Origin of the sequence: Phenylobacterium sp. (assembly GCF_037189685.1) — a bacterium.
Classification (GTDB): Bacteria; Pseudomonadota; Alphaproteobacteria; order Caulobacterales; family Caulobacteraceae; genus Phenylobacterium.
The window spans coordinates 82,915-102,468 of record NZ_JBBCIT010000028.1 but is presented as its reverse complement, the minus strand read 5'-3'; the positions used below and the strand labels follow the sequence as shown (position 1 = coordinate 102,468).

Annotated in this window: 15 protein-coding genes; 8 read left to right on the top strand and 7 right to left on the bottom strand. The window is 68.0% G+C overall.

The window, feature by feature from the left end; all coding sequences use genetic code 11:
* Window positions 1–22 precede the first annotated feature (22 nt).
* From WG212_RS16215 to WG212_RS16190, 6 genes are read left to right on the top strand one after another with little or no spacing between them, the layout of a single operon-like run.
* Window positions 23–2,329 (top strand): bifunctional salicylyl-CoA 5-hydroxylase/oxidoreductase, encoded by a 2,307-nt coding sequence (locus WG212_RS16215; RefSeq protein ID WP_337188153.1) that lies wholly within the window; start codon window positions 23–25, stop codon window positions 2,327–2,329.
* Between the two features lie 12 nt (window positions 2,330–2,341).
* On the top strand, window positions 2,342–3,094 hold the full coding sequence (locus tag WG212_RS16210) for an SDR family oxidoreductase (protein WP_337188152.1): 753 nt from the start codon (window positions 2,342–2,344) through the stop codon (window positions 3,092–3,094).
* The gene (locus tag WG212_RS16205; RefSeq protein ID WP_337188151.1) at window positions 3,094–3,573 is read left to right on the top strand and encodes a MarR family transcriptional regulator; all 480 of its coding nucleotides are present in this window, start codon (window positions 3,094–3,096) and stop codon (window positions 3,571–3,573) included. Before WG212_RS16210 ends, WG212_RS16205 begins: the two co-directional genes overlap by 1 nt.
* Entirely contained in the window at window positions 3,570–4,388 is an 819-nt protein-coding gene (locus WG212_RS16200; protein WP_337188150.1) for an enoyl-CoA hydratase family protein, read from the top strand. Before WG212_RS16205 ends, WG212_RS16200 begins: the two co-directional genes overlap by 4 nt.
* A 1-nt stretch (window position 4,389) precedes the next feature.
* Window positions 4,390–5,553, top strand: coding sequence for an acyl-CoA dehydrogenase family protein (locus tag WG212_RS16195; RefSeq protein ID WP_337188149.1), 1,164 nt, complete (start codon window positions 4,390–4,392; stop codon window positions 5,551–5,553).
* A 25-nt stretch (window positions 5,554–5,578) separates the two neighbouring features.
* Window positions 5,579–5,992, top strand: a complete 414-nt coding sequence (locus WG212_RS16190; protein ID WP_337188148.1) for a RidA family protein — start codon at window positions 5,579–5,581, stop codon at window positions 5,990–5,992.
* Window positions 5,993–6,026: 34 nt separating this feature from the next.
* Here the strand turns inward: WG212_RS16190 and WG212_RS16185 are convergent, their stop codons facing one another.
* Window positions 6,027–6,872: an SDR family oxidoreductase gene (locus WG212_RS16185; RefSeq protein WP_337188147.1), complete on the bottom strand. Its 846-nt coding sequence runs from the start codon at window positions 6,870–6,872 to the stop codon at window positions 6,027–6,029.
* A gap of 386 nt (window positions 6,873–7,258) precedes the next feature.
* Here WG212_RS16185 and WG212_RS16180 point away from each other — a divergent pair, with 386 nt between their 5' ends.
* Complete coding sequence (locus WG212_RS16180) at window positions 7,259–8,728, top strand: MFS transporter (protein ID WP_337188146.1); 1,470 nt, start codon at window positions 7,259–7,261, stop codon at window positions 8,726–8,728.
* 34 nt (window positions 8,729–8,762) lie between these two features.
* On the opposite strand, the gene WG212_RS16175 is transcribed toward WG212_RS16180, so the two are convergent.
* The 5 genes from WG212_RS16175 to WG212_RS16155 all read right to left on the bottom strand — a co-directional run bounded on the left by WG212_RS16175 (window position 8,763) and on the right by WG212_RS16155 (window position 16,718).
* Window positions 8,763–9,977 (bottom strand): CoA transferase, encoded by a 1,215-nt coding sequence (locus WG212_RS16175; protein WP_337188145.1) that lies wholly within the window; start codon window positions 9,975–9,977, stop codon window positions 8,763–8,765.
* The gene (locus WG212_RS16170; RefSeq protein WP_337188144.1) at window positions 9,978–11,198 is read right to left on the bottom strand and encodes a CoA transferase; all 1,221 of its coding nucleotides are present in this window, start codon (window positions 11,196–11,198) and stop codon (window positions 9,978–9,980) included.
* A gap of 146 nt (window positions 11,199–11,344) precedes the next feature.
* Entirely contained in the window at window positions 11,345–12,511 is a 1,167-nt protein-coding gene (locus tag WG212_RS16165) for an acyl-CoA dehydrogenase (protein WP_337188143.1), read from the bottom strand.
* Window positions 12,512–12,727: 216 nt separating this feature from the next.
* The gene (locus WG212_RS16160; protein ID WP_337188142.1) at window positions 12,728–15,784 is read right to left on the bottom strand and encodes a TonB-dependent receptor; all 3,057 of its coding nucleotides are present in this window, start codon (window positions 15,782–15,784) and stop codon (window positions 12,728–12,730) included.
* 313 nt (window positions 15,785–16,097) lie between these two features.
* Entirely contained in the window at window positions 16,098–16,718 is a 621-nt protein-coding gene (locus WG212_RS16155; protein ID WP_337188141.1) for a TetR/AcrR family transcriptional regulator, read from the bottom strand.
* Window positions 16,719–16,880: 162 nt separating this feature from the next.
* Between WG212_RS16155 and WG212_RS16150 the strand changes: the two genes are divergently transcribed.
* Window positions 16,881–17,861 (top strand): nitronate monooxygenase, encoded by a 981-nt coding sequence (locus tag WG212_RS16150; RefSeq protein ID WP_337188140.1) that lies wholly within the window; start codon window positions 16,881–16,883, stop codon window positions 17,859–17,861.
* A 36-nt stretch (window positions 17,862–17,897) separates the two neighbouring features.
* Here WG212_RS16150 and WG212_RS16145 read toward each other — a convergent pair whose 3' ends face one another.
* On the bottom strand, window positions 17,898–19,034 hold the full coding sequence (locus tag WG212_RS16145) for an acyl-CoA dehydrogenase family protein (RefSeq protein ID WP_337188139.1): 1,137 nt from the start codon (window positions 19,032–19,034) through the stop codon (window positions 17,898–17,900).
* Window positions 19,035–19,554: the final 520 nt, after the last annotated feature.

The window sequence follows — 19,554 nt, the reverse complement described above, 5'->3', positions numbered from 1 at the left end:
GACGGGTGGAACGGAGCATCGGATGCGGATCGCGTGTGTGGGCGGAGGCCCGGCGGGCCTCTACTTCGCCATCTCCATGAAGCTGCGGAATCCCGAGCACGAACTCGTGGTGTTCGAGCGCAACCGCGCCGGCGACACGTTCGGCTGGGGCGTCGTGTTCTCGGATCAGACGATGGAGAACCTGGAAGCGAACGACCCCGTCAGTGCGAAGGCCATGCGCGACGAACTCGCGCACTGGGACGATATCGACGTCCATGTCGACGACGGCGAACGGCGCGCGAAGGTCACCTCCTCGGGACACGGCTTCATCGGCATCGGCCGCAAGCGCCTGCTCCAGATCCTGCAGGCGCGGGCGGTGGAACTGGGTGTCGAGCTCCGTTTCGAAGTCGATGTCGAACCCGATGACGCCCTGCTCGGCGCGTACGACCTCGTGATCGCCGCCGACGGCGTCAACAGCAAGCTGCGCGAGCGCTACGCCGAACACTTCGACTGCGACGTCGAGGTGCGCCGCAACCGGTTCATGTGGCTGGGCGTCCGCCAGCGGTTCGACGCCTTCACCTTCATCTTCGTGAAGACGGAGCACGGCTGGGTCTGGGCGCACGCCTACCCGTTCGACCGGGAGACCGCGACCTTCATCGTGGAGTGCGCGCCGGAGACCTTCGCGCGCTTCGGCTTCGATGAGATGAGCCAGGACGAGACCTGCCGCGCCTGCGAGCGGATCTTCGAGCGCTACCTGGGCGGCCATTCCCTGATGACCAACGCGGCCCATCTGCGAGGCTCCGCGTGGCTGAACTTCCGGCGGATTCTCTGCGGCGCCTGGCGCTACCGGAACTGCATCCTGCTGGGCGACGCGGCGCACACGGCGCACTTCTCGATCGGCTCGGGCACCAAGCTGGCGTTCGAGGACGCCATCAAGTTGTCCCAGGTCCTGAACGATGGAGACCTGCCCGCCGAGGCCGCGCTCGAGCAGTACCGCGAGACACGCCAGCTCGAGGTCTTGAAGCTCCAGAGCGCGGCGCGCAATTCCACCGACTGGTTCGAGGACCTGGAACGCTATCTGCGGTTCGAGCCGCCACAGTTCGCCTACGCCCTGCTGACGCGGAGCCAGAGGGTCAGCCACGAGAACCTGCGGCTGCGCGATCCCCGATGGTTGGCCGATGTCGAGCGCTGGTTCGCGGAACGCGCCACCGGCGTCGCGCCGCCGCGGCCCACGCCGCCCATGTTCACCCCCTTCCGCCTGCGCGACCTCGAGCTCAAGAACCGGATCGTCGTCTCGCCGATGGCCATGTACTCGGCTCGCGACGGCCAGCCCGGCGACTTTCATATGGTGCATTACGGCGCCCGTGCGCTCGGGGGTGCGGGGCTGGTCTACACCGAGATGACCTGTGTCTCCCCCGAGGGGCGCATCACACCGGGCTGCCCCGGGCTGTGGAACGACGCGCAGGCGGCGGCGTGGGGACGGATCGTCGACTTCGTCCACACCCACACGGACGCCCGCCTTTGCGTCCAGCTTGGGCACAGCGGCGCCAAGGGCTCGACCCGGGTGGCCTGGGAGGGCATCGACCTGCCGCTGGGCGTCGGCGACTGGCCGCTGCTGGCGCCTTCCGATGTGCCGTGGTCAGACGACAACGCCCGGCCGCGACCGATGACGCGGGCCGACATGGACGCCGTGCGCGAGCAATTCGTCCAGGCGACGCGCCGCGCGGACCGGGCCGGGTTCGACATGCTGGAGTTGCATTGCGCGCATGGCTACCTGCTTTCCGCGTTCATCAGCCCGACACAGAACCATCGCCGCGACGCATACGGCGGGTCCCTGGAGAGCCGGCTGCGCTACCCTCTGGAAGTCTTCCGTGCGATGCGCGCGGCCTGGCCGGAACGGAAGCCGATGTCGGTCCGCATCTCGGCGCACGACTGGGTCGGCGAGGCGGGGGTCACGCCTGCGGAGGCGGTCGAGATCAGCCGCGCGTTCGTGGAGGCCGGCGTCGACATCATCGACGTCTCCTCGGGGCAGGTGACCAAGGCGGAACGTCCCGTCTACGGCCGCATGTTCCAGACGCCGTTCGCGGACAAGATCCGCAACGAGCTGGGCGTCGCCACCATGGCGGTGGGCAATATCTACGAGATCGACCACGTGAATTCGATCCTGGTGGCTGGCCGCGCCGACCTGTGCGCCCTTGCGCGGCCCCATCAGATGGATCCCAACTGGACGCTGCGCGCCGCGGCGCAGCAGGCCTTCGCCGAGCCCCCGGTTCCGTCCCAGTACCACAGCGGCTACCGCCAGCTCGCTATCAATCTCGAGCGTGCGGGTCAGATGACCCTGCTGGCCTAGGCGGGATCGGCGATGCGGCACGCGCTGGTGACGGGCGGAGGGAGTGGGATCGGCCTGGCGGTCGCGCATGCGCTGTCGCGCCGCGGCTTTGCGCTGACGCTCGCCGGACGTGACGCCGGCCGGGTGTCGGCCGCCGCCGCCGGGTTGGCGCATGCCCAGGCCCTGGCCTGCGATGTGACGGACACGGCGCAGGTGGGGCGCATGGTCGAGGCGGCCGTCGAGCGCGTCGGCCCGGTCTCCGTGCTGGTCAACAACGCCGGAGTCGTGTGCCCGGCAACGTTCGCCCGCCAGTCCGACGCGGACTGGGAAGCCATGTGGCGGACGAACGTGATGGGCGCCGTCCATTGCATTCGCGCCGTCCTGCCGGCGATGCGGAGCGACCCGGGCGGCGGACGGATCGTCAATATCGCCAGCACGGCGTCGTTGAAGGGCTACAGCCAAGTCTCGGGCTATGTGGCGACCAAGCACGCCCTCCTGGGCCTCACGCGCGCCCTGGCGCTGGAACTCGCGTCGACGGCCGTGACCGTGAACGCCGTATGCCCGGGGTACGCGGACACGGAGATCATTCGCGAGGCGGTCGGCTCGATCGTTCGACGAACCGGCCGGACGGCCAGCGAGGCGCGCGCCGTGTTCTCCGGCGCCAACCCCCAGGGCCGCCTGATCGACCCGAAAGAAGTGGCGGATGCGGTCTGCTGGCTGGTCGGCGACGGAGCCCGGTCGGTGACCGGACAGGCGCTCGTCGTCGCCGGCGGCGAGGTCATGTGATGGTCCGGCCCCCCGTGGAAAAACTGGGCGGCGCGCCGCACAGCAAGCAGTCGCTGCGCCTGTGGTTGCGGCTGCTGAGTTGTTCGATCGTCATAGAGAAACGCGTGCGCACGCGGCTGGCGGAGAGCTTCGGCACGACGCTCCCGCGCTTCGATGTCCTGGCTGCGCTGGACCGGAACCCCGACGGCCTGAAGATGAGCGAGTTGTCGGACTGGCTGCTGGTCTCGAAGGGCAATGTCACGGCCATCGTGGACCGACTGATCGGCGATGGGGCTGTGGAGCGGCTGCAGGACGAAAGCGACCGTCGGATCCTGCGGGTGCGCCTGACGCCACCGGGCCGGGCGCAGTTCGTCCGGATGGCCGCGGCCCACGAGGCGTGGCTCGATCATATCATGGCCGGGCTCTCCGCCCCGGAGGTGGAAGACCTTCTCGCCAGCCTTCAGCGCCTGCGCCAATCCATCGAGGAAAACCCGATATGACAGACCTGGATCCCGGCGCATTCGCGCCGCGCCATTTCCGCTGGGCGTTCGAGGAGGGCGTGGCCACCGTCACGCTGAACCGGCCGGAGCGGAAGAATCCGCTCACCTTCGAGAGCTATGCCGAGCTGCGCGATACGTTTCGGGCGCTGGTCTACACGCCGGCGGTCAAGGCGGTCGTCGTCACCGGCGAGGGCGGCAACTTCAGCTCCGGCGGCGACGTGTTCGAGATCATCGAGCCTTTGACCCGTCGCGACATGACCGGATTGCTCGCGTTCACCCGGATGACCGGCGACCTCGTCAAGGCCATGCGAGCCTGTCCCCAACCCATCATCGCCGCAGTGGATGGCGTCTGCGTCGGCGCGGGCGCCATCATGGCTATGGCCTCGGATCTGCGCATCGGCACACCCCGCACCAAGACCGCCTTCCTGTTCACGCGCGTCGGGCTGGCCGGCTGCGACATGGGCGCGTGCGCGGTCCTGCCCCGCATCATCGGCCAGGGCCGGGCGAGCGAGCTGCTCTTCTCCGGTCGGGTCATGTCGGCCGAGGAAGGCGAGCGCTGGGGCTTCTACAACCGCCTCGTCCCGCCGGACGAGGTGGTCGCGGCGGCGATGGGGCTGGCGCGGGACCTCGTCGCCGGGCCGACCTTCGCGCACGGCGTCACCAAGACCCAGCTCAATACCGAATGGAGCGTGAGCCTGGAGACGGCCATCGAGATGGAGGCGCAAGCCCAGGCCATCTGCATGCAGACGAAGGACTTCCGGCGCGCCTTCGAGGCGTTTCGCGACAAGCGCCAACCCGAGTTCCAGGGCGACTGAGATGCCGGACAAGACGTTCCTGGATTGGCCGTTCTTCGAGGCGCGCCATCAGGCGCTGCACGCCGGGCTCGTGTCCTGGTGTGGGCAGGGCCTGGCCGACGCGCGCCACGACGATGTGGAGGCGGCTTGCCGGGCCCTTGTTGCTCAGCTGGGGGGAGGGGGGTGGCTGCGGTACTGCGTCCCGGCCGCCTATGGCGGCATGTCCGAGACCCTGGACGTCCGGGCGCTGTGCTTGGCCCGCGAGATACTAGGCTATCACTCGGCGCTCGCGGACTTCAGCTTCGCCATGCAGGGCCTGGGCTCAGGCGCCATAAGCCTGTTTGGAAGCGAAGCGCTCAAGCAAGCCTATCTTCCGGGCGTTGCGGAGGGGATTTCCATCGCCGGTTTCGCCCTGTCGGAGCGAGAGGCGGGTTCGGATGTCGCCGCCTTGACGACGCGCGCCGTCAGGGTGGACGGCGGCTATCGGCTCTCCGGCGAGAAGACCTGGATCTCGAACGGCGCCATCGCCGACGTGCTGACGGTCTTCGCAAGGGTGGGCGAGGCGCCAGGAGCCGAAGGCCTCGCCGCCTTTGTGGTCCAGACGGCGACGGCCGGCTTTGAGATCGTGGAGCGCATCGATGTGATGGCGCCGCACCCCTTGGCGACGATCCGGTTCAACGACTGCTTCGTGCCCGACGATCATCTGATCGGGGGACCGGGGGAGGGGTTCAGGATCGCGATGGCGACGCTGGATGTCTTTCGCTCCACCGTGGGCGCCGCCGCACTCGGCTTCGCGCGACGGGCCAATGACGAAGCCCTCCGGCACGCCCTCGGCCGCAAGCTGTTCGGGAGGCCGCTCGCCGATCTGCAGATGACCCAGGCCAGCCTGGCCGACATGGCCGTGGCGATCGATAGCAGCGCTCTGCTGGTCTACCGCGCCGCCTGGGCGAAGGATCGCGGACAGCCCCGCGTCACACGCGAGGCCGCCATGGCCAAGCTGCACGCCACGGAATCCGCCCAGAGGATCATCGACGCCGCCCTGCAACTGTTCGGAGGGCAGGGCGTCGTGAGCGGTGAGATCGTCGAGCGGCTCTATCGGGAGATACGCGCCCTGCGGATCTACGAGGGCGCCAGTGAGGTCCAGAAAGTCGTGATCGCGCGCCAGGCGCTGGCCGCCGTCGCCTAGGGATCGAGTTCGAAGGGGAATGTCGATGCGTATCCTGCAGCCGCCGGGGTGGCCTCGGCCCAAGGGCTACAGCAATGGTCTTGAGGCGAGCGGCCGCCTCGTCTTCGTGGCCGGGCAGATCGGCTGGGACGAACGCGGCTGTTTTCCGGGGGACTTCGTCGGCCAGTTCAGCCAGGCCCTGCGCAATATCGTTGCGGTCCTGGAGGAGGCCGGTCTGGGGCCCGGGCACGTGGCGCGCATGACTTGGTACATCACGGACAAGGCCGCCTACCTGCGCGATCTGCCAGAGATCGGCCGTGCCTACCGGGAGGTCATGGGACGGAATTACCCCACGATGTCGGTGGTGGTCGTGGCGGGACTTGTCGAGGACGAGGCCCTGGTCGAGATCGAGGCCACGGCGGTGGCGCCGTCCGAGACCGACCATGTGGCGACCGCCTGAGGGTGCGTCCCGACACCCGCGCCGTCCGGCGCCGCTATGATCGCGTGGCGCGAAGCGAGGCCCATTGGGCGTCCGTCCAGCCGAGCAGATCCTCGGCTCCGGAGGCGCGAAGATGTTGCCCTCCGTCGATGGTGACCACCTCGCCGTTGATGTAGCCGGCGGCGTCGGAAATCATGAACGCGGCGAGGTTGGCGAGCTCCGCATGCTCGCCCACGCGCCCCAGCGGATTGCTGGAGGCCGTATTGCCGCCGGCGGCGCGCGGGCCGGGCCGCAGGCGCTCCATCGCACCCGGGGTGGGGAAGGGGCCCGGCGCGATGGCCACCGTGCGCACGCCCCGCGGCCCCCACTCGACGGCCAGGCTCCGGGTCATCGCCAGCAGGCCCGACTTCGCCATGGCCGAGGGGGTCGTGAAGGCCCGGCCCGTGAAGACCGAGGTCGAGAGGATGCTGAGGACGGTCCCGCGCCGCCCTTCCTCGATCCACCGGCTCCCGGCGGCCATGGTCGCGTAGAGCGCTCCATGGAGCGTGATGTTGAGGATGGAATCCGCGGCCCGGTAAGACATCTTGTGCGTCTGGGCGATGAAGTTCGCCGCGGCGTTGTTCACCAGCACGTCCAGGGGGCGACGCCGCCAGGTCTGCGCCATCATGGCGTCGACCGCCTCGGGATCGCGGAGGTCGCAGACCTGGGTCTCCACATCGACGCCGCCGGGCCGGAGCCGGCGTAGCTGGCCGGCGGCCTCTTCGAGCACGTCGGCGCGTCGGCCGCAGATCACGAGATCGGCCCCGAGCTCGGCGAACCGCGCGCCCATACTGCGCCCCAGCCCCGTGCCGCCGCCGGTGACGAGGACGCGCTTGCCCTGAAGCAGGTCGGTCTCGAACATGGTCTCATCTCCAGGTTTCCGCTTGCGAGCCCAGCCCAGCCCAGCCCGACCCGGCCGCCCTGTGACGGCCCCGCGTGGTGTGATCGATCGGCCTGGGATTGATTATAAACTTGTTATATAAACAGCAAGATGATAAGCGCGACTTCGGAGACTTGTCGCCTTTGATGGCCTTCGCGCCGTTCCTCCACGGCCCTACCTGCCGCCCGGAAGACGTCGAGCCTTCCGGGCGGCGCTTTCCGTCGCGCAAGAACAGCTTTCTTGTCATATAGCAAGCAATGTGTATTGATCCGCTGGATGACGCGGATCGCCACCCATGGCGGTGAAGCCGCGCGACGTCCGGACGACCGCGGAGAACCGGCGACGGACACGAATGGAGGAAGGCTCAGATGACCGCGGACAGCCCGCCGTCGGCCGGGACGAACGCTGCCACGCCGTCGCGTCGCCTCAGCTTTCTGACGAAGACGCTCTACGCCTCCGGGTCCGTGGGCAACGCCATCAAGAAGGGCGGTCTCGCGGGGTTTCTTCTGATCTACTACAATCAGGTGGTCGGCCTGGACGCGGCGATGGTCGGCGCGGTGCTCGGCTTCGCCGTGATCCTCGACGGCTTCCTGGACCCCATCATCGGTTATTGGTCGGACAACACCCGTTCGCGCCTGGGTCGCCGCCACCCCTTCCTGTACGCCTCGATCATTCCGGTCTCCATCGGTTTTGCCCTCCTGTGGATGGCCCCGCAGACCTGGTCACCGGCGATGCTGCTGGTCTACATGACGGCGCTCGTGGTCGTCGTGCGGGTGTTCGACACCTTCTTCGAGGTGCCAGCGGCGGCGCTGCTGGCCGAGTTGACCCAGGAGTACGACGAGCGCACGGCCCTCACCAGCATGCGCTACATCTTCGGGGTCATCGGCGCCTACGGCATGCGGATTCTGGCCTATGGCGTATTCCTCGCCCCGACCCTGGCGGATCCCAGCGGGATAACCAATCGCGAGGGTTTCGCGACCTACGGCCTCGTGTCCGGAATCGTCATCTTCACGGCCATTACCTGCTGCTGCCTCGGGACCCACGGCCAGATTCACCGCCTCCACACGCCGCCGCAGCGCCGTCACGGCCTTCTGTCGGTCCTGAAGGAGGCGGCGGTCATCTTCACCAACCGCTCGATGCTGTCCGCGGCCGGCGCGGCGATGTTCATGACCGTGGGGCTGGGCTCCCTGGCCGGTCTTCAGGTCTACCTCAAGATCTACTTCTGGGGTCTGACCGCCAAGCAGGTCGCGGTCATCGTGCCGCTGGACATGGCCGGCGGTGTTCTGGGCGCGCTCTCGGCGATGCACATCTCGCGCCGGCTCGGAAAGCGCAACGCGGCCGTGCTGGCGTTGCTGCTGAGCTATGTCGGCCTGGCCGCGCCGCTGCTGCTGCGCTTCGCCGGCCAGGCGCCGCCGCCCGACGATCCCATGCTTCTGGTCCTGCTGGGCGCGGGCAACTTCGTCATGGAAAGCGGTCGGGTGATCTTCTCCATCCTGCTCGTCTCCATGATGCTGGACGTCGTTGAAGAGGCCCAGCTCAAGACCGGCCGGAGATCCGAGGGTCTCATCCTGTCGGCCGACAACGTGCTTCAGAAGGCGGTCGCCGGCATGGGCGTCTTCATTTCGGGGCTCATCCTCACCTTCGTCGACTTCCCGCGCGGCGCGAAGCCCGGCAGCGTCGCGCCGGAGGTGATCGACTCCCTGGGCGCCATCGTCCTCGTCGGGCTCGCGCCGTTCTACGCGGCCGCAGCGATCACCCTGATGGCCTACGTCATCGACCGCCGCCGGCACGAGGCGAACGTGGCCGCCCTGTCCCGCAGCCGGGGAGAGGCTTCCTGAATTGCGCATCCGCCGGCTGCTCGGCGGCGAAGGCTCAGCGCAGGGCGCCTTCCGCATCCAGAGCATCGATCTCGGCGTCGCTGTAGCCGGCGACCTCGCGCAGGAGATCACGGGTCGAGTCGCCCAGCCTGGGGCCGGGCCGAACGGGCGGGTGCGGCGTGCGGCTGAAGTTGACCTGAGGCCCGCGGGTCATGGTCGAGCCGATCTCGGGGTCGTTGATCAGCCGATAGTAGCCCTCGGCCTGGAGGTCTTCGTCGGTGGCGAAGTCCGCAGCGGTGCAGACCACGTGCGCCGGAGCGCCCGCCGCCTGCAGCATGTGTTCGACCGCGTCGGCGGACTTGTCGCGGGTGAAGGCCGAGATGGCGGCGTCCAGGGCGTCCCTGTTCCGCAGGCGGCCGACCAGCGTGTCGAAGCGCAGGTCGTCGAGCGCGGGGCCGACGATCGTCCGAAGCGCGGACCAGGCGGGCGCGTCGGAAGCGTCTATGGCCACCCAGCGGTCGTCGCCCGCGCAGGGGTAGACGCCGCACGGCGCCCTGAGCGGCGAGCCGGCCGAGCCGCGCCGCTCCGGCGAAACCCCGTTGACGGCATAGTCGAACCAGGCGGGCATCAGGAAGTGGATCCCGCACTCGGCCTGCGATGCGTCGATGAAGCAACCCTGGCCCGTGCGCTGCCGGCGGTGCAGGGCCGAGAGAATGGTCGAGGTGATGAAGCGGGGGGTCACGGAGTCGGTCCACGGCCCGTTGGGGCCTTCGGGCGGTCGGTCCGGCCAGCCCACCAGATACTTCGCGCCCGCGAAGGCCAGGCCCGTGCTGCCGGTCCCGCTCAGGCCCTGCGAAGCCGGCCCCTTCGAGCCCAGGATCGACGTCGAGACCATGATGAGTCCCGGATTCAGTGGCTTGAGGTGCGGATAGGAGACTTCGAGGCTGTCCGCGACGCCGGGCGTGAACGCCTCGATGATGACGTCCGCCCATCGCACGAGGCGCAGGAAGGCCTCTCGCCCGCCCCGGGCCTTCATGTCCAGGGTCAGGCTTCGCTTGCCGGCGTTGATCGCATGATAGCTGAGGGAGCGGTTCGGCCCGGGCACGCCGTCCTTGTAGTTGCCCAGGCTGCGCAGCGGGTCGCGGCGGACGCCGCTCTCGATCTTGATCACATCCGCGCCGAGGTCCGCCAGATAGCGGGCGCATTCCGGCGCGGCCATGAGCCAGGCCATGTCGATGACTTTCAGGCCTTGAAGGGGCGGACGCGCCATCTAGATCACCTCGTGGACGTAGAGGGCCTGGATCTCGGTCTTGGTGAGCCCGAGCTCCTGGGCCAGGACTTCGGTCGTATGCTGGGACAGGCGGGGGGCGGGCGACCGGATCTCGATCTCGTCGTCCTCGAGCTGAACGAACCGGGCCGGCACCTCGATGGGTCGGCCGTCGGGCCCGGCGGTGGACGCGACGAAGAGTCCGCGTTCGCGATAGTGCGGGAACAGGTCGATGTCCTTCATGGTCATGACCGGCGCGGCCATGAACCCGTGCTTGCGTGACGCCTCGACGATCTCGAACTTCGTCAGGCGGCCACAGAGCCGCCGGAGGGCGGCCCCCAGTTCCTGCAGGGGTTCGGGGGGCGGCGACCCTTCCGCGCCGCGGGCGTAGCGGGACCAGTCGGTCGCCGCGATGTCCGGCGTGAGCTCGCCCTCGTCCCGGACCCAGCCGATGAGGTTCGCGGACATGGCCGCGAACGCCCCGGCGAAGGCGAGGGAAAGGACCACGTAGCCATCGGCGCAGGGTATGTTCGACGTGGCCAGGGGCGACGTGTTCTCGCTGGCGGGCGGCATCCGGCGAGACATCGTGTCGCCCGAGAAGCCGCTGACGATCCGGCCCATCGCCCCGGCCATGGCCGCGATCCGCGCCGGCGTGTCCACGATCTGGCCTTCGCCGTCGCGCTCGCGCGCGATCAGGGCGCTCAGCGTGGCCACGGCCGCCTCGGCGCCAGCTTCCATCATCGCCTGCGGTATGGGGAAGAAGAGCGGCGGGCGATCGCTTTCGCCGGCGAGGGCGGGTGCTCCGCCGGCCGCCATGAGGATGAGGTCGGTGGTCCGATAGGCCGCCTTCGGCCCGTGGGGCGAGAACGGCCGCACCTGGACGCGGATAAGCTCCGGCCGCAGGGAGATTTCCTCCAGGGGCGACGGCTCCGACGGTGACGTCGCCTCGATCACGATGTCGAAGCGTTCGAGCAGGTCGGAGAGAAGCGCGCGCCCGTCTGCCGAGGCCGTGTCCAGTGTCATCCCGCGCTTGTTGTAGTTGAGCGCCTGCCAGGTGAGGCTGCGCTCCAGCCCCGGTTCGCCGTCGGCGAACGGTTCTATCCGCCGCCCGGGCGCGCCCCTGGGCGGTTCGATCGCGACCACGTCCGCGCCTAGGTCCCCGAGGATCCGCCCCGCGAGCATCGTAGGCGGCGAGGAGATCTCGAGCACACGTACGTCCCTCAACAGTCCCATATCCCGCTCCGCTCGCGTCGCATGCCATGCGCCGCGCTGATGTAATTAGTTATACAAATAGCAATTATATGTGTCACCCGGATCGCCCGCCCGGTGGCGAAATGGCTCGCGCCGCGGCGCAGGGGATGGCCGGCCAGTCATGCGGCCGGCGTCCGCGGGCGTCCCATGACCCGACGTGCGATGGTCTGGCGATGGACCTCGCTCGGCCCCTCGTAGATGCGCATGAGGCGGGCGCGGAGCCACATGGGATACAGCGGCGTCTCCTGCGTCATGCCCAGCGCGCCCAGGGTCTGCATGGCGTGGTCGACGGCGGCGTAGGCGGTCTCGGTGGCGAAGACCTTCACTATGCTGATCTCGTGACGCACGTCCTCGCCCGCATCGGCCTTCGCGGCGGCGTCCTCGATCATCAGGCGGCAGGCATGCGCCTTGATCGTAGTGTCGGCGACCCACCACTGGATCGCTTGGCGATCCGCCAGCGCCACGCCGAACGTCACCCGCTGGCGCGCATGCTCCGAGAGCAGCGCCACGGCCCTCTCCGTATAGCCGAGCGCCGTTGCGGCCATCTGAAGCCGCCGCGTCTGCAGACGGAGCTGCATGGGCCCGTAGCCCTGGCCGATCTGGCCCAGCACGGCGTCCTCCGGCACGCGGCATTCGTCGAAGACGATCTCGTAGGTGGTGGCCGCGCCCAGCATCGGAATTTCGCGTTCGATGATGAAGCCCGGCGTCCCGCGTTCCACGATGAAGGCAGTGACGCCTTCCTGGCGCTCGCCCTCGCCCACGCGCGCCATCACGATCGTGAAGTCGGCGTTCCTGGCGTTGCTGATCCAGATCTTCCGGCCGTCGATGACCCAGCCGTCCGCGTCGCGCACGGCCCGGGTCTTCATCCCGGCCGGATCGCCCCCGGCGCCGGGCTCGGAGATCGCGATGGCGGAAGTCAGCCGGCCCTCGATGTAGGGCTGCAGGTACTTTTCCTTCTGGGCCGGGCTACCCACGGCCTGCATCATGCGCAGGTTGGGGGAGTCCGGCGGGATGGTGAAGGGCGTCATCGTCTTCGCGAGTTCCTCGGCCACGCCCATCATCACGGTAGCCGGCAGGTCCATGCCGCCCATGTCGGTCGGCGCGTCCAGCCCCCAGAGGCCCAACTCCTTCGAGACCTTTCGCAGGCGCTCCGATTCCTCGGCGGTCAGGCTGGGTTCGTTCCGCGCCTGTCGGGCGAGCACCTTTGGCTCCAGGGGTGCGAGCTCCCGGACGACGAAGCGGCGCACCAGGTCCCGGATCATCGAGGCTTGTTCATCGCTCGCCATAGGTTGGGTCTCCATGCCTGGGTTGCGCGCGGGCGCTCATCGGTCGCCGAGAATACCCGGCGACACCTTCGCCATGCCAGATATTTGCTTGCTATATGACAAGCTATAAAGGCCTCTTCGGAGCAACGTCGGGGGGCGGGGGCCGTGGCCGCCGCAGAAACGAGAAGGTCGGGCCTGCGCAGCCCGACCTTCAATTCCGTGCCGAGGGCGATCGCCTCAGAACTTCAGGCGGAAGCCCATTTCGTAAACCCGGCCCAGCGCGCTGCCGAGCGAGAGGTCCCGGTTCGGAGGCTTCTCGTTGAAGATGTTGAGGACGGAGCCGATGAGGACGACGTCCTCACGCACCGCCCAGCGGGCCGTCATGTCGTTCTGGAAGTAGGAGCTGATCTTCACGGGCCTCTGGACGAAGTCCGTGCCAGACGGAACCCACCGGAACTGAGGGTCGCTGACCTGGGGCTTCGTGGCGGACGCGAAGCGCGCCTGCCAGCGAAGGCTCAACGGCCCGCGCGACCAGGCGGCGTAGGCGTTGGCGCGCACGCGGGGGAAGTCGCGCTGGCCGGCCAGGCGCTCGGCGTCCTGGATGATGACGCTGTCGTCCCCCGGCAACGTCTGGGCGGCGACGTTGAAGTTGATCAGGTAGGTGACCTCGGCGCCCAGCCGGATATCGCCCTCGAAGACCTGCCCGATGGTCTCGGTGAGGTCGTAGTCGAAGCGCAGGTCGATGCCCGAGGTCTTCAGCCCCTCGCCGTTGACGCGGTTGGTGTCGACGGTGATGAAGTTGGTCGCGCTACAGACGCTGTCGAACACGAAGCGATCGAGGAGCGCCTGCGGCGAGGCGCAACCGGCTGCGCCGGGCCCGAACGTGGCGTTGTAGACGTCCGCGACGGCCTCGGTCGTGAGCACGTTGCGGAAGCGATAGCGCCAGTAGTCCGCCGTCACGCGAAGCGCGGGAAGCTGGATGATGGTCCCGATGTTGTAGGTCGTGGCCGTCTCGGGCTTGAGGTCGGCGTGGCCGAACAGGCGGCCCTGGCGGAACTGGCCGCCGATGACCCCGGCGCCGCGGGTGAAGCCTTCGACCACCCAGTACTGGGGCGGCGCGCGGAAGGAGGTGGTGTAGGAGGTGCGGAACGCCAGCCAGTCGGTGGCCTCCCACCGCAGAGCCACGCGCGGGTCCGTGGTTGAGCCCGTCTGCCGGCCATAGCGCTCGTGCCGCAGGGCGAGGTTCGCTTCGAGCCGGTCGGTCAGCGGCAGGCGGAGTTCCGCGAAGACGCTACCCACCACACGGTCGAGGTCGTAGGCGTCGTCGGCGCCGATGAAGATCATCGGGCCCGAGGGCGACGTACAACCCGGAATGCCGTCGTCGATCGAGTCCACGCAGGGATAGCGCGACCGATCGGCGAAGCCGCCGGGAGTCTGCTGGCTCCGGTCGTAGCGCAATTGCCCGCCCACGGCCCAGGCCACGGCGCCGCCGGACAACTGGATGGGCGCTTCGCCCGAAAGCACGGCGTCGGCGACCGCCATCTGGTTCGTCCAGTCCCCCGTCCAGGAGCCGTACATGTTCGCGACGACGAGCGGGTCGTTCGCGACGTTCGGCCGGAAGAAAGGATTCTGCTGGTTCGTGACCGGGCTGACGTTGATGCTGTTGGAGAACGGGTTGAAGTAGTAGCAGCCCGCTGCGGCGTTCCCGGCGTTGGCGGGATTACGCCGCTCTTCCGCCGTGCACTGGTTGGCGTCGCCGAGGCGGCTGCCGAAGCCGTTGAGCGCGTCCTGGACCCGATTGACCAGCATGTCGTCCGCGTAGTTGACGGACCGCATTTCGTGGAAGGTGACGGCGCTGTCGAAGCGTATCCCGTACGGCAGTTCGCCCGAAAGGCCGGCGGAGATCCGATAGCCCGTGTTCTCGGTCTTCGCCCGGCTCGTCCCGTCGGGATGGAGCGGATTGCCCGCGAACGCGGCGGGACGCCACGTCGTCTGGCCTATGTCCACGCCGTCCACGCCCGAGCCGAACGCGTTGGCGACGGCGGCCTGGCGGATGTAGCTGCATTGGGCCGCCGAGAAGACGCCGAAGACGTTGCCGTTGGCGGCGCAGTCCGCCGCGAGTTGCTGGAAGCCGGGGTTGCGGCCCGGGACGTGGAAGGGGACCCAGTTGTTCAGCGCGAGCGGAGGCACGGCCGAGTCCGCGGTGCCGCCGAGGCCGCTGGGTGTCGGGAACTGGCCCGTCACGTTGGAGGTCGAGGCCCGCTGGTCCGGCACGCTGGACCGGAACCAGGTGGCCTCGGCATGGAACTGGAGGCCGTCGCCCAGGCTCTGGTTGATCTCGGCGTGCAGGTGGTAGTCGTCCTGCCGGCTCACCAGGTCGCTGACCCTGGCGGCGTTCGGGAAGCGGCAGATGTTCCCCGTGGTGGGCGCCGCGGTGATGGGCTTGCCCCAAGGCTCGCCGTTCAGCGTGCTGGATTCGACCAGCACGCCGCCGAGTTCCTGACAACCGTTGTCCCGGAAGATGGTGCTGAAGGGCGCATTGGCGCGGCGATAGAAGGTGATGTCGTGCGCAGCGGTCCAGTTCGCCGACTGCGGATGGTCATAGGAGAGGTTGGCGAACCACTCCCGTTCCTGGCCCATGAGCTGACCCGCATGCCGATACTGGGCCGCGAACAGCAGGTTGCCCCCGTCGGTCTGTTTGCCCCAGGCGACGCTGACGTTGTAGTCGCCGCCGGAGTCCTGGATGCTCGAATACTCGAACTCGGCCTCGAACCCTTCCAGGTCGCGCCGGGTGATGAAGTTGACCACGCCGCCGACGGCGTCCGACCCGTAGGTGGCCGAGGCCCCGTCGCGCAGGACCTCCACGCGGTCGACCACGGAGAACGGAATAAAGCGGAGGTTGGCGCCCAGGCTGACGCCGCCGTTGGCGCCCTCGGCCATGCGCCGGCCGTTCATGAGCGTCAGGGTACGCGCCGATCCGAGGTTGCGCAGGTTGATCGTCGCGTTGCCCGCGGGCGCGCGGCCCTGCCCGCGGTTGGCTTCGCCGATGTAGACGCCGCCCGTGGTGATGGACTTGATGAGCTGCGTCGTGTTCGGACCACCCTGGGCCTCCAGGTTCTCCCGGGTCACCACGTCGACCGGCTGGGCCAGGCTCTCCCTCACCTGCGGAAGGTAGGAGCCCGTCACCACCACTTCTTCCACCTCTGCGGATTCCGGCGGGCGCGTCTGCGCATGGGCAAGCGCGGGCGTAAGCAGGCCGGCGGCGGCCACGAGCGCGGCTTTGGAACTCTTCATGTCCCCTCCCCAGGGTTTCGTGTTGCCGAGAGAGTCGCGAGGCGAGGCCCGCGACGTCGCGGAGAGCCGCGAAGTCAAGTCCGCGACCGGGGCGGACGGTGTCACCATATTTGCTATCTAGCAAGTAATATAAATACAGGGCTGTTTTTCCCAAGCGTTCGGACCGGACTTGGATCAAAGTAAATACATGAAATATATAGATATTATTGGTGATCACCGGATTCTGGGATGGAGTGGGAGACTGTCGGGAAGGAGAGATAATTAGCTTGTGAGATCATAAGCAACCGGAGTCACCTGTCTCGAGCGTCAGGATTCAACCGGCGGACGTCGGATGAGGGCCGAGGATCTGTTCGAGATGGCGCACGAACGCTTCCATCGTCGCGTTCACGTCGTAACCCGGGTCGAGGTCGGCGAATGTCGATTGTCCCCGCAGAAACGCATGGATCATCGAGCCGATCGCCACGGGATTGATGTCGGCCCGCACATTGCCCGCCTCGACGCCCATGCGGATCTCGTTCTGCCAGCGCTCCCGGGATCGTTGATTCAACTCCATGATCGTGCGCCGCAGGGCGGGGCGGAACCTCGCCTCTGCGATCAGGACGTTGAGCGCGCGATTTGGACGCGTGCCGAAACCTCTGACGTAGGCTCTGATGCGCGCGAGCACGAGTGGGAGGCCGCGGGCGTGGCCCCCGTCCACCGCCACCGACTCGCGATAGCCGGCGACGATGAACATGGCGACCTGCGACAGCAGATCCTCCTTCTTGCCGAAGTAATGGCCCGGCAAGCCGCGGCTGTAGCCTGCAAGATCCCCGACCTCAGCCAGCGAAAAGCGATCGTAGCCCTTCTCGACCAGGAGGCGTATCGCCGCCTGAAGGATGCGCCGCTCGGCCTCTTCCCGCCGTTCGGCCTGGGTTCTCGCTGGCTTCGTGGCCAAGATGGCTCCAGTCGTTCAATCGTTCCCCGGCGATCCGGAGATTTCGCTTCCCCACATCGAAAGGCGCAATGCAAAAAATTTGCTATGCAACAAGTCAGTTGTCGACATAATTCTCCTGGGCGGGCGCGCCGCGTCCCTGCCTGACACCCCGGGAGGATGCACATGGCCATGACCCAGATTCCGCAGAGGTTGCCCGCGCGCATCTCCGAACGCCTGTCGGCGCCGCTGATCGTCGCGCCGATGCTTCGCGTGTCCGGGCCCGACCTGGTCATCGCGACCTGCCGCGCCGGGGCGATCGGCAGCTTTCCCACGAAGAATGCGCGCTCGGTCGAGGAACTCGACGCCTGGCTCACCCGCATCGACGAGGCTGCACGCGCCGCGGACCGTCCCTTCGCGCCGCATTGTCCCAACATCATCATGCGGAGCCCCGACGTGCAGGAGCACGCGGCGTGCGTGAACCGGCACGGCGTCGAACTGGTGATCACCAGCGTGGGATCGCCGGCGCCGGTCGTGCAGACGTTTCATGACCACGGCTGCCTCGTGTTCGCCGATGTGGCCACGGTGCATCACGCCAGGCGCGCCGTCGAAGCGGGGGCCGACGGGCTGGTCCTTCTGACCGCGGGCGCCGGCGGCCAGACCGGCTGGCTCAACCCGTTCGCCTACGTCCGGGCGGTCCGCGCCTTCTTCGATGGCCCGATCGTCCTGGGAGGCGGGATGATCGACGGCCATGCCCTGTGGGCCGCACAGGTGCTGGGCTGCGACCTGGGCTACATGGGGACCAAGTTCATCGCCACGGCCGAAAGCATGGCGGCCGACGCCTACCGCGACCTGCTCGTCGACTCCTCGATGGATGATGTGATGCTGACGCGGAACTTCACCGGGTTGCAGACCAACGTCCTTCGCCCGTCCATCGTCGCGGCGGGCATCGATCCGGCGGCCCTGGACGAAGGCATGACGGTCGCCCGCTCGCGGGAGGTCTACGGCGGGGACGCGGCGGGCGGGGGGCCCAGGCGGTGGACCGATATCAAGAGCGCCGGCCACACGGTCTCGGGCGTCCAGGGCGTCCTTCCGGCCGGCGAAGTGGTGGAGATCACGCGTCGCGAGTACGAAGTCGCGCGGTATGGCGCGCCGGTTCCGGCCTGACGATCCGGCGGAGCGCCGCCTTCCCGGCCGCGCCGGTCACTTCAGCAGGGATCTCGCGACGACCTGGTAGCGCTGCACGTCGGTGGGGCCCTCGAAGATGCGCATGGTCCGCACGTCGGTGTACCAGTGGGCGAGGGGGGAATCGAAGGCCGCCCCCGCGGCCCCGTGAAGCTGGAGGGCGCGGTCCACCACGCGTCCCACCATCTCGCTGCCGAGGAACTTCACCAGCCCCGCCTCCACGCGCGTGTCGAGCCCGCGATCCTGCTTCCAGGCGGCGTGATACGTGACCAGCCGCGTCTGGTGGACATCGACCCACGAGTCGACGATGGACGCCTGGACGGCCTGCTTGCTCGCGAGGAGTTCGCCGAAGGCCACCCGGGCCTTGGCGTGCTCGATCATCATCTCGACGCAACGCTCCGCGACGCCCAGCGCCCTGGCCCCGATGTTCAGGCGGGCGCCCGAAAGGAGGCCCTGAGCCGAGGCGAATCCCGTGCCCTGACGGCCCACGACGGCGTCGTCGTCCAGCTCCACGTCCTCGAAGAACAGCTCATGGGTGGTGCGCGCGCCGATCATTGGAATGGCGCGGCCGATCCGGACGCCGGGCGCGTCCCTGTCCACCAGGAAGAGCGTGATCCCGCCATGCTGCCGCTTTTCCAGGTCGGTGACCGCGACGACGATGAAGAAGTCGGCGCGGGCGACATTGGAGATGAAGATCTTGGACCCGTTGAGCACCCAGCGGTCGCCCTTCCGCACGGCGTTGGTGCGGATCTGGCCGCCGGGATCGGATCCGCCGCTGGGTTCGGTCTGGGCGAAGGCATAGGATTTCTCGTCCCTCAGGAGCGGATGGAAATACTTCTCCTTCTGGCGGTCGTTCAGCCGGCGCACGAAGGCGGGCACGCGCCCTCCGAACGCCAGGGGGACCAGGCACCTGGCGTTCTCCTCGGCCACGGCGACGTTGTCGACGGTCGACAGGTCGGCGCCGCCGTACTCCTTGGGAAGGCTGAGCCCCCACAGGCCAGCGTCCTTGGCGGCCTTGCGGCCAGGCGCGAGATCCTCGGCGGTGATGGCCTCGCCCTGGAGAAGCTTCCGCTCCAGGGGCATCTGGTGCTTTTCGATCAGTTTGCGGACGAGATCCTTGAGCGCCTTGGTTTCCTGAGAGAGCTCGAAATCCATCACCGTCCTCCCGATGGTATTTGCTGTTCGACAAAGATCATAAGATGCGCTCGAAGGGCGACGCCTGGAGCCCGCGCTCTGGCGCTCTGTTACGACAGAGCTACGCGGTCGGGGGTTACGCAGAGCCCAATCGCCATAAATTTGTCAACCGAAAAGCAAATTAATCGTCGCGGCCTGAGCCACTGGCGGCGAGCGTTTCGGATCGGCGAAATCGGACCGCCACGTCGGCATGCGCCCCCTCGCGCGCCGAGCGTAAGACAGGCGGGCCCGCCGGGGGCCGCCGCCGATTGTTTTGCTTGACGATGAGCGATGCGTCAGCGAACAGTGAGCCACTTTATTTGCTTGTGAAATGACAAGTTTATGGAATTTCGAGTATTGCGTGAGGGTGTCGGCGCGTCTGGGGACATCCGTTACGGCGCGGGCGGAACCGACGCCGCCGGCGGGACGATGACATCAAAAAAGAATCCGGCGCGTCGCGCGTCGCCTGTCGAAGCCGACGCGGGCCGGACGAGGCGAAGAT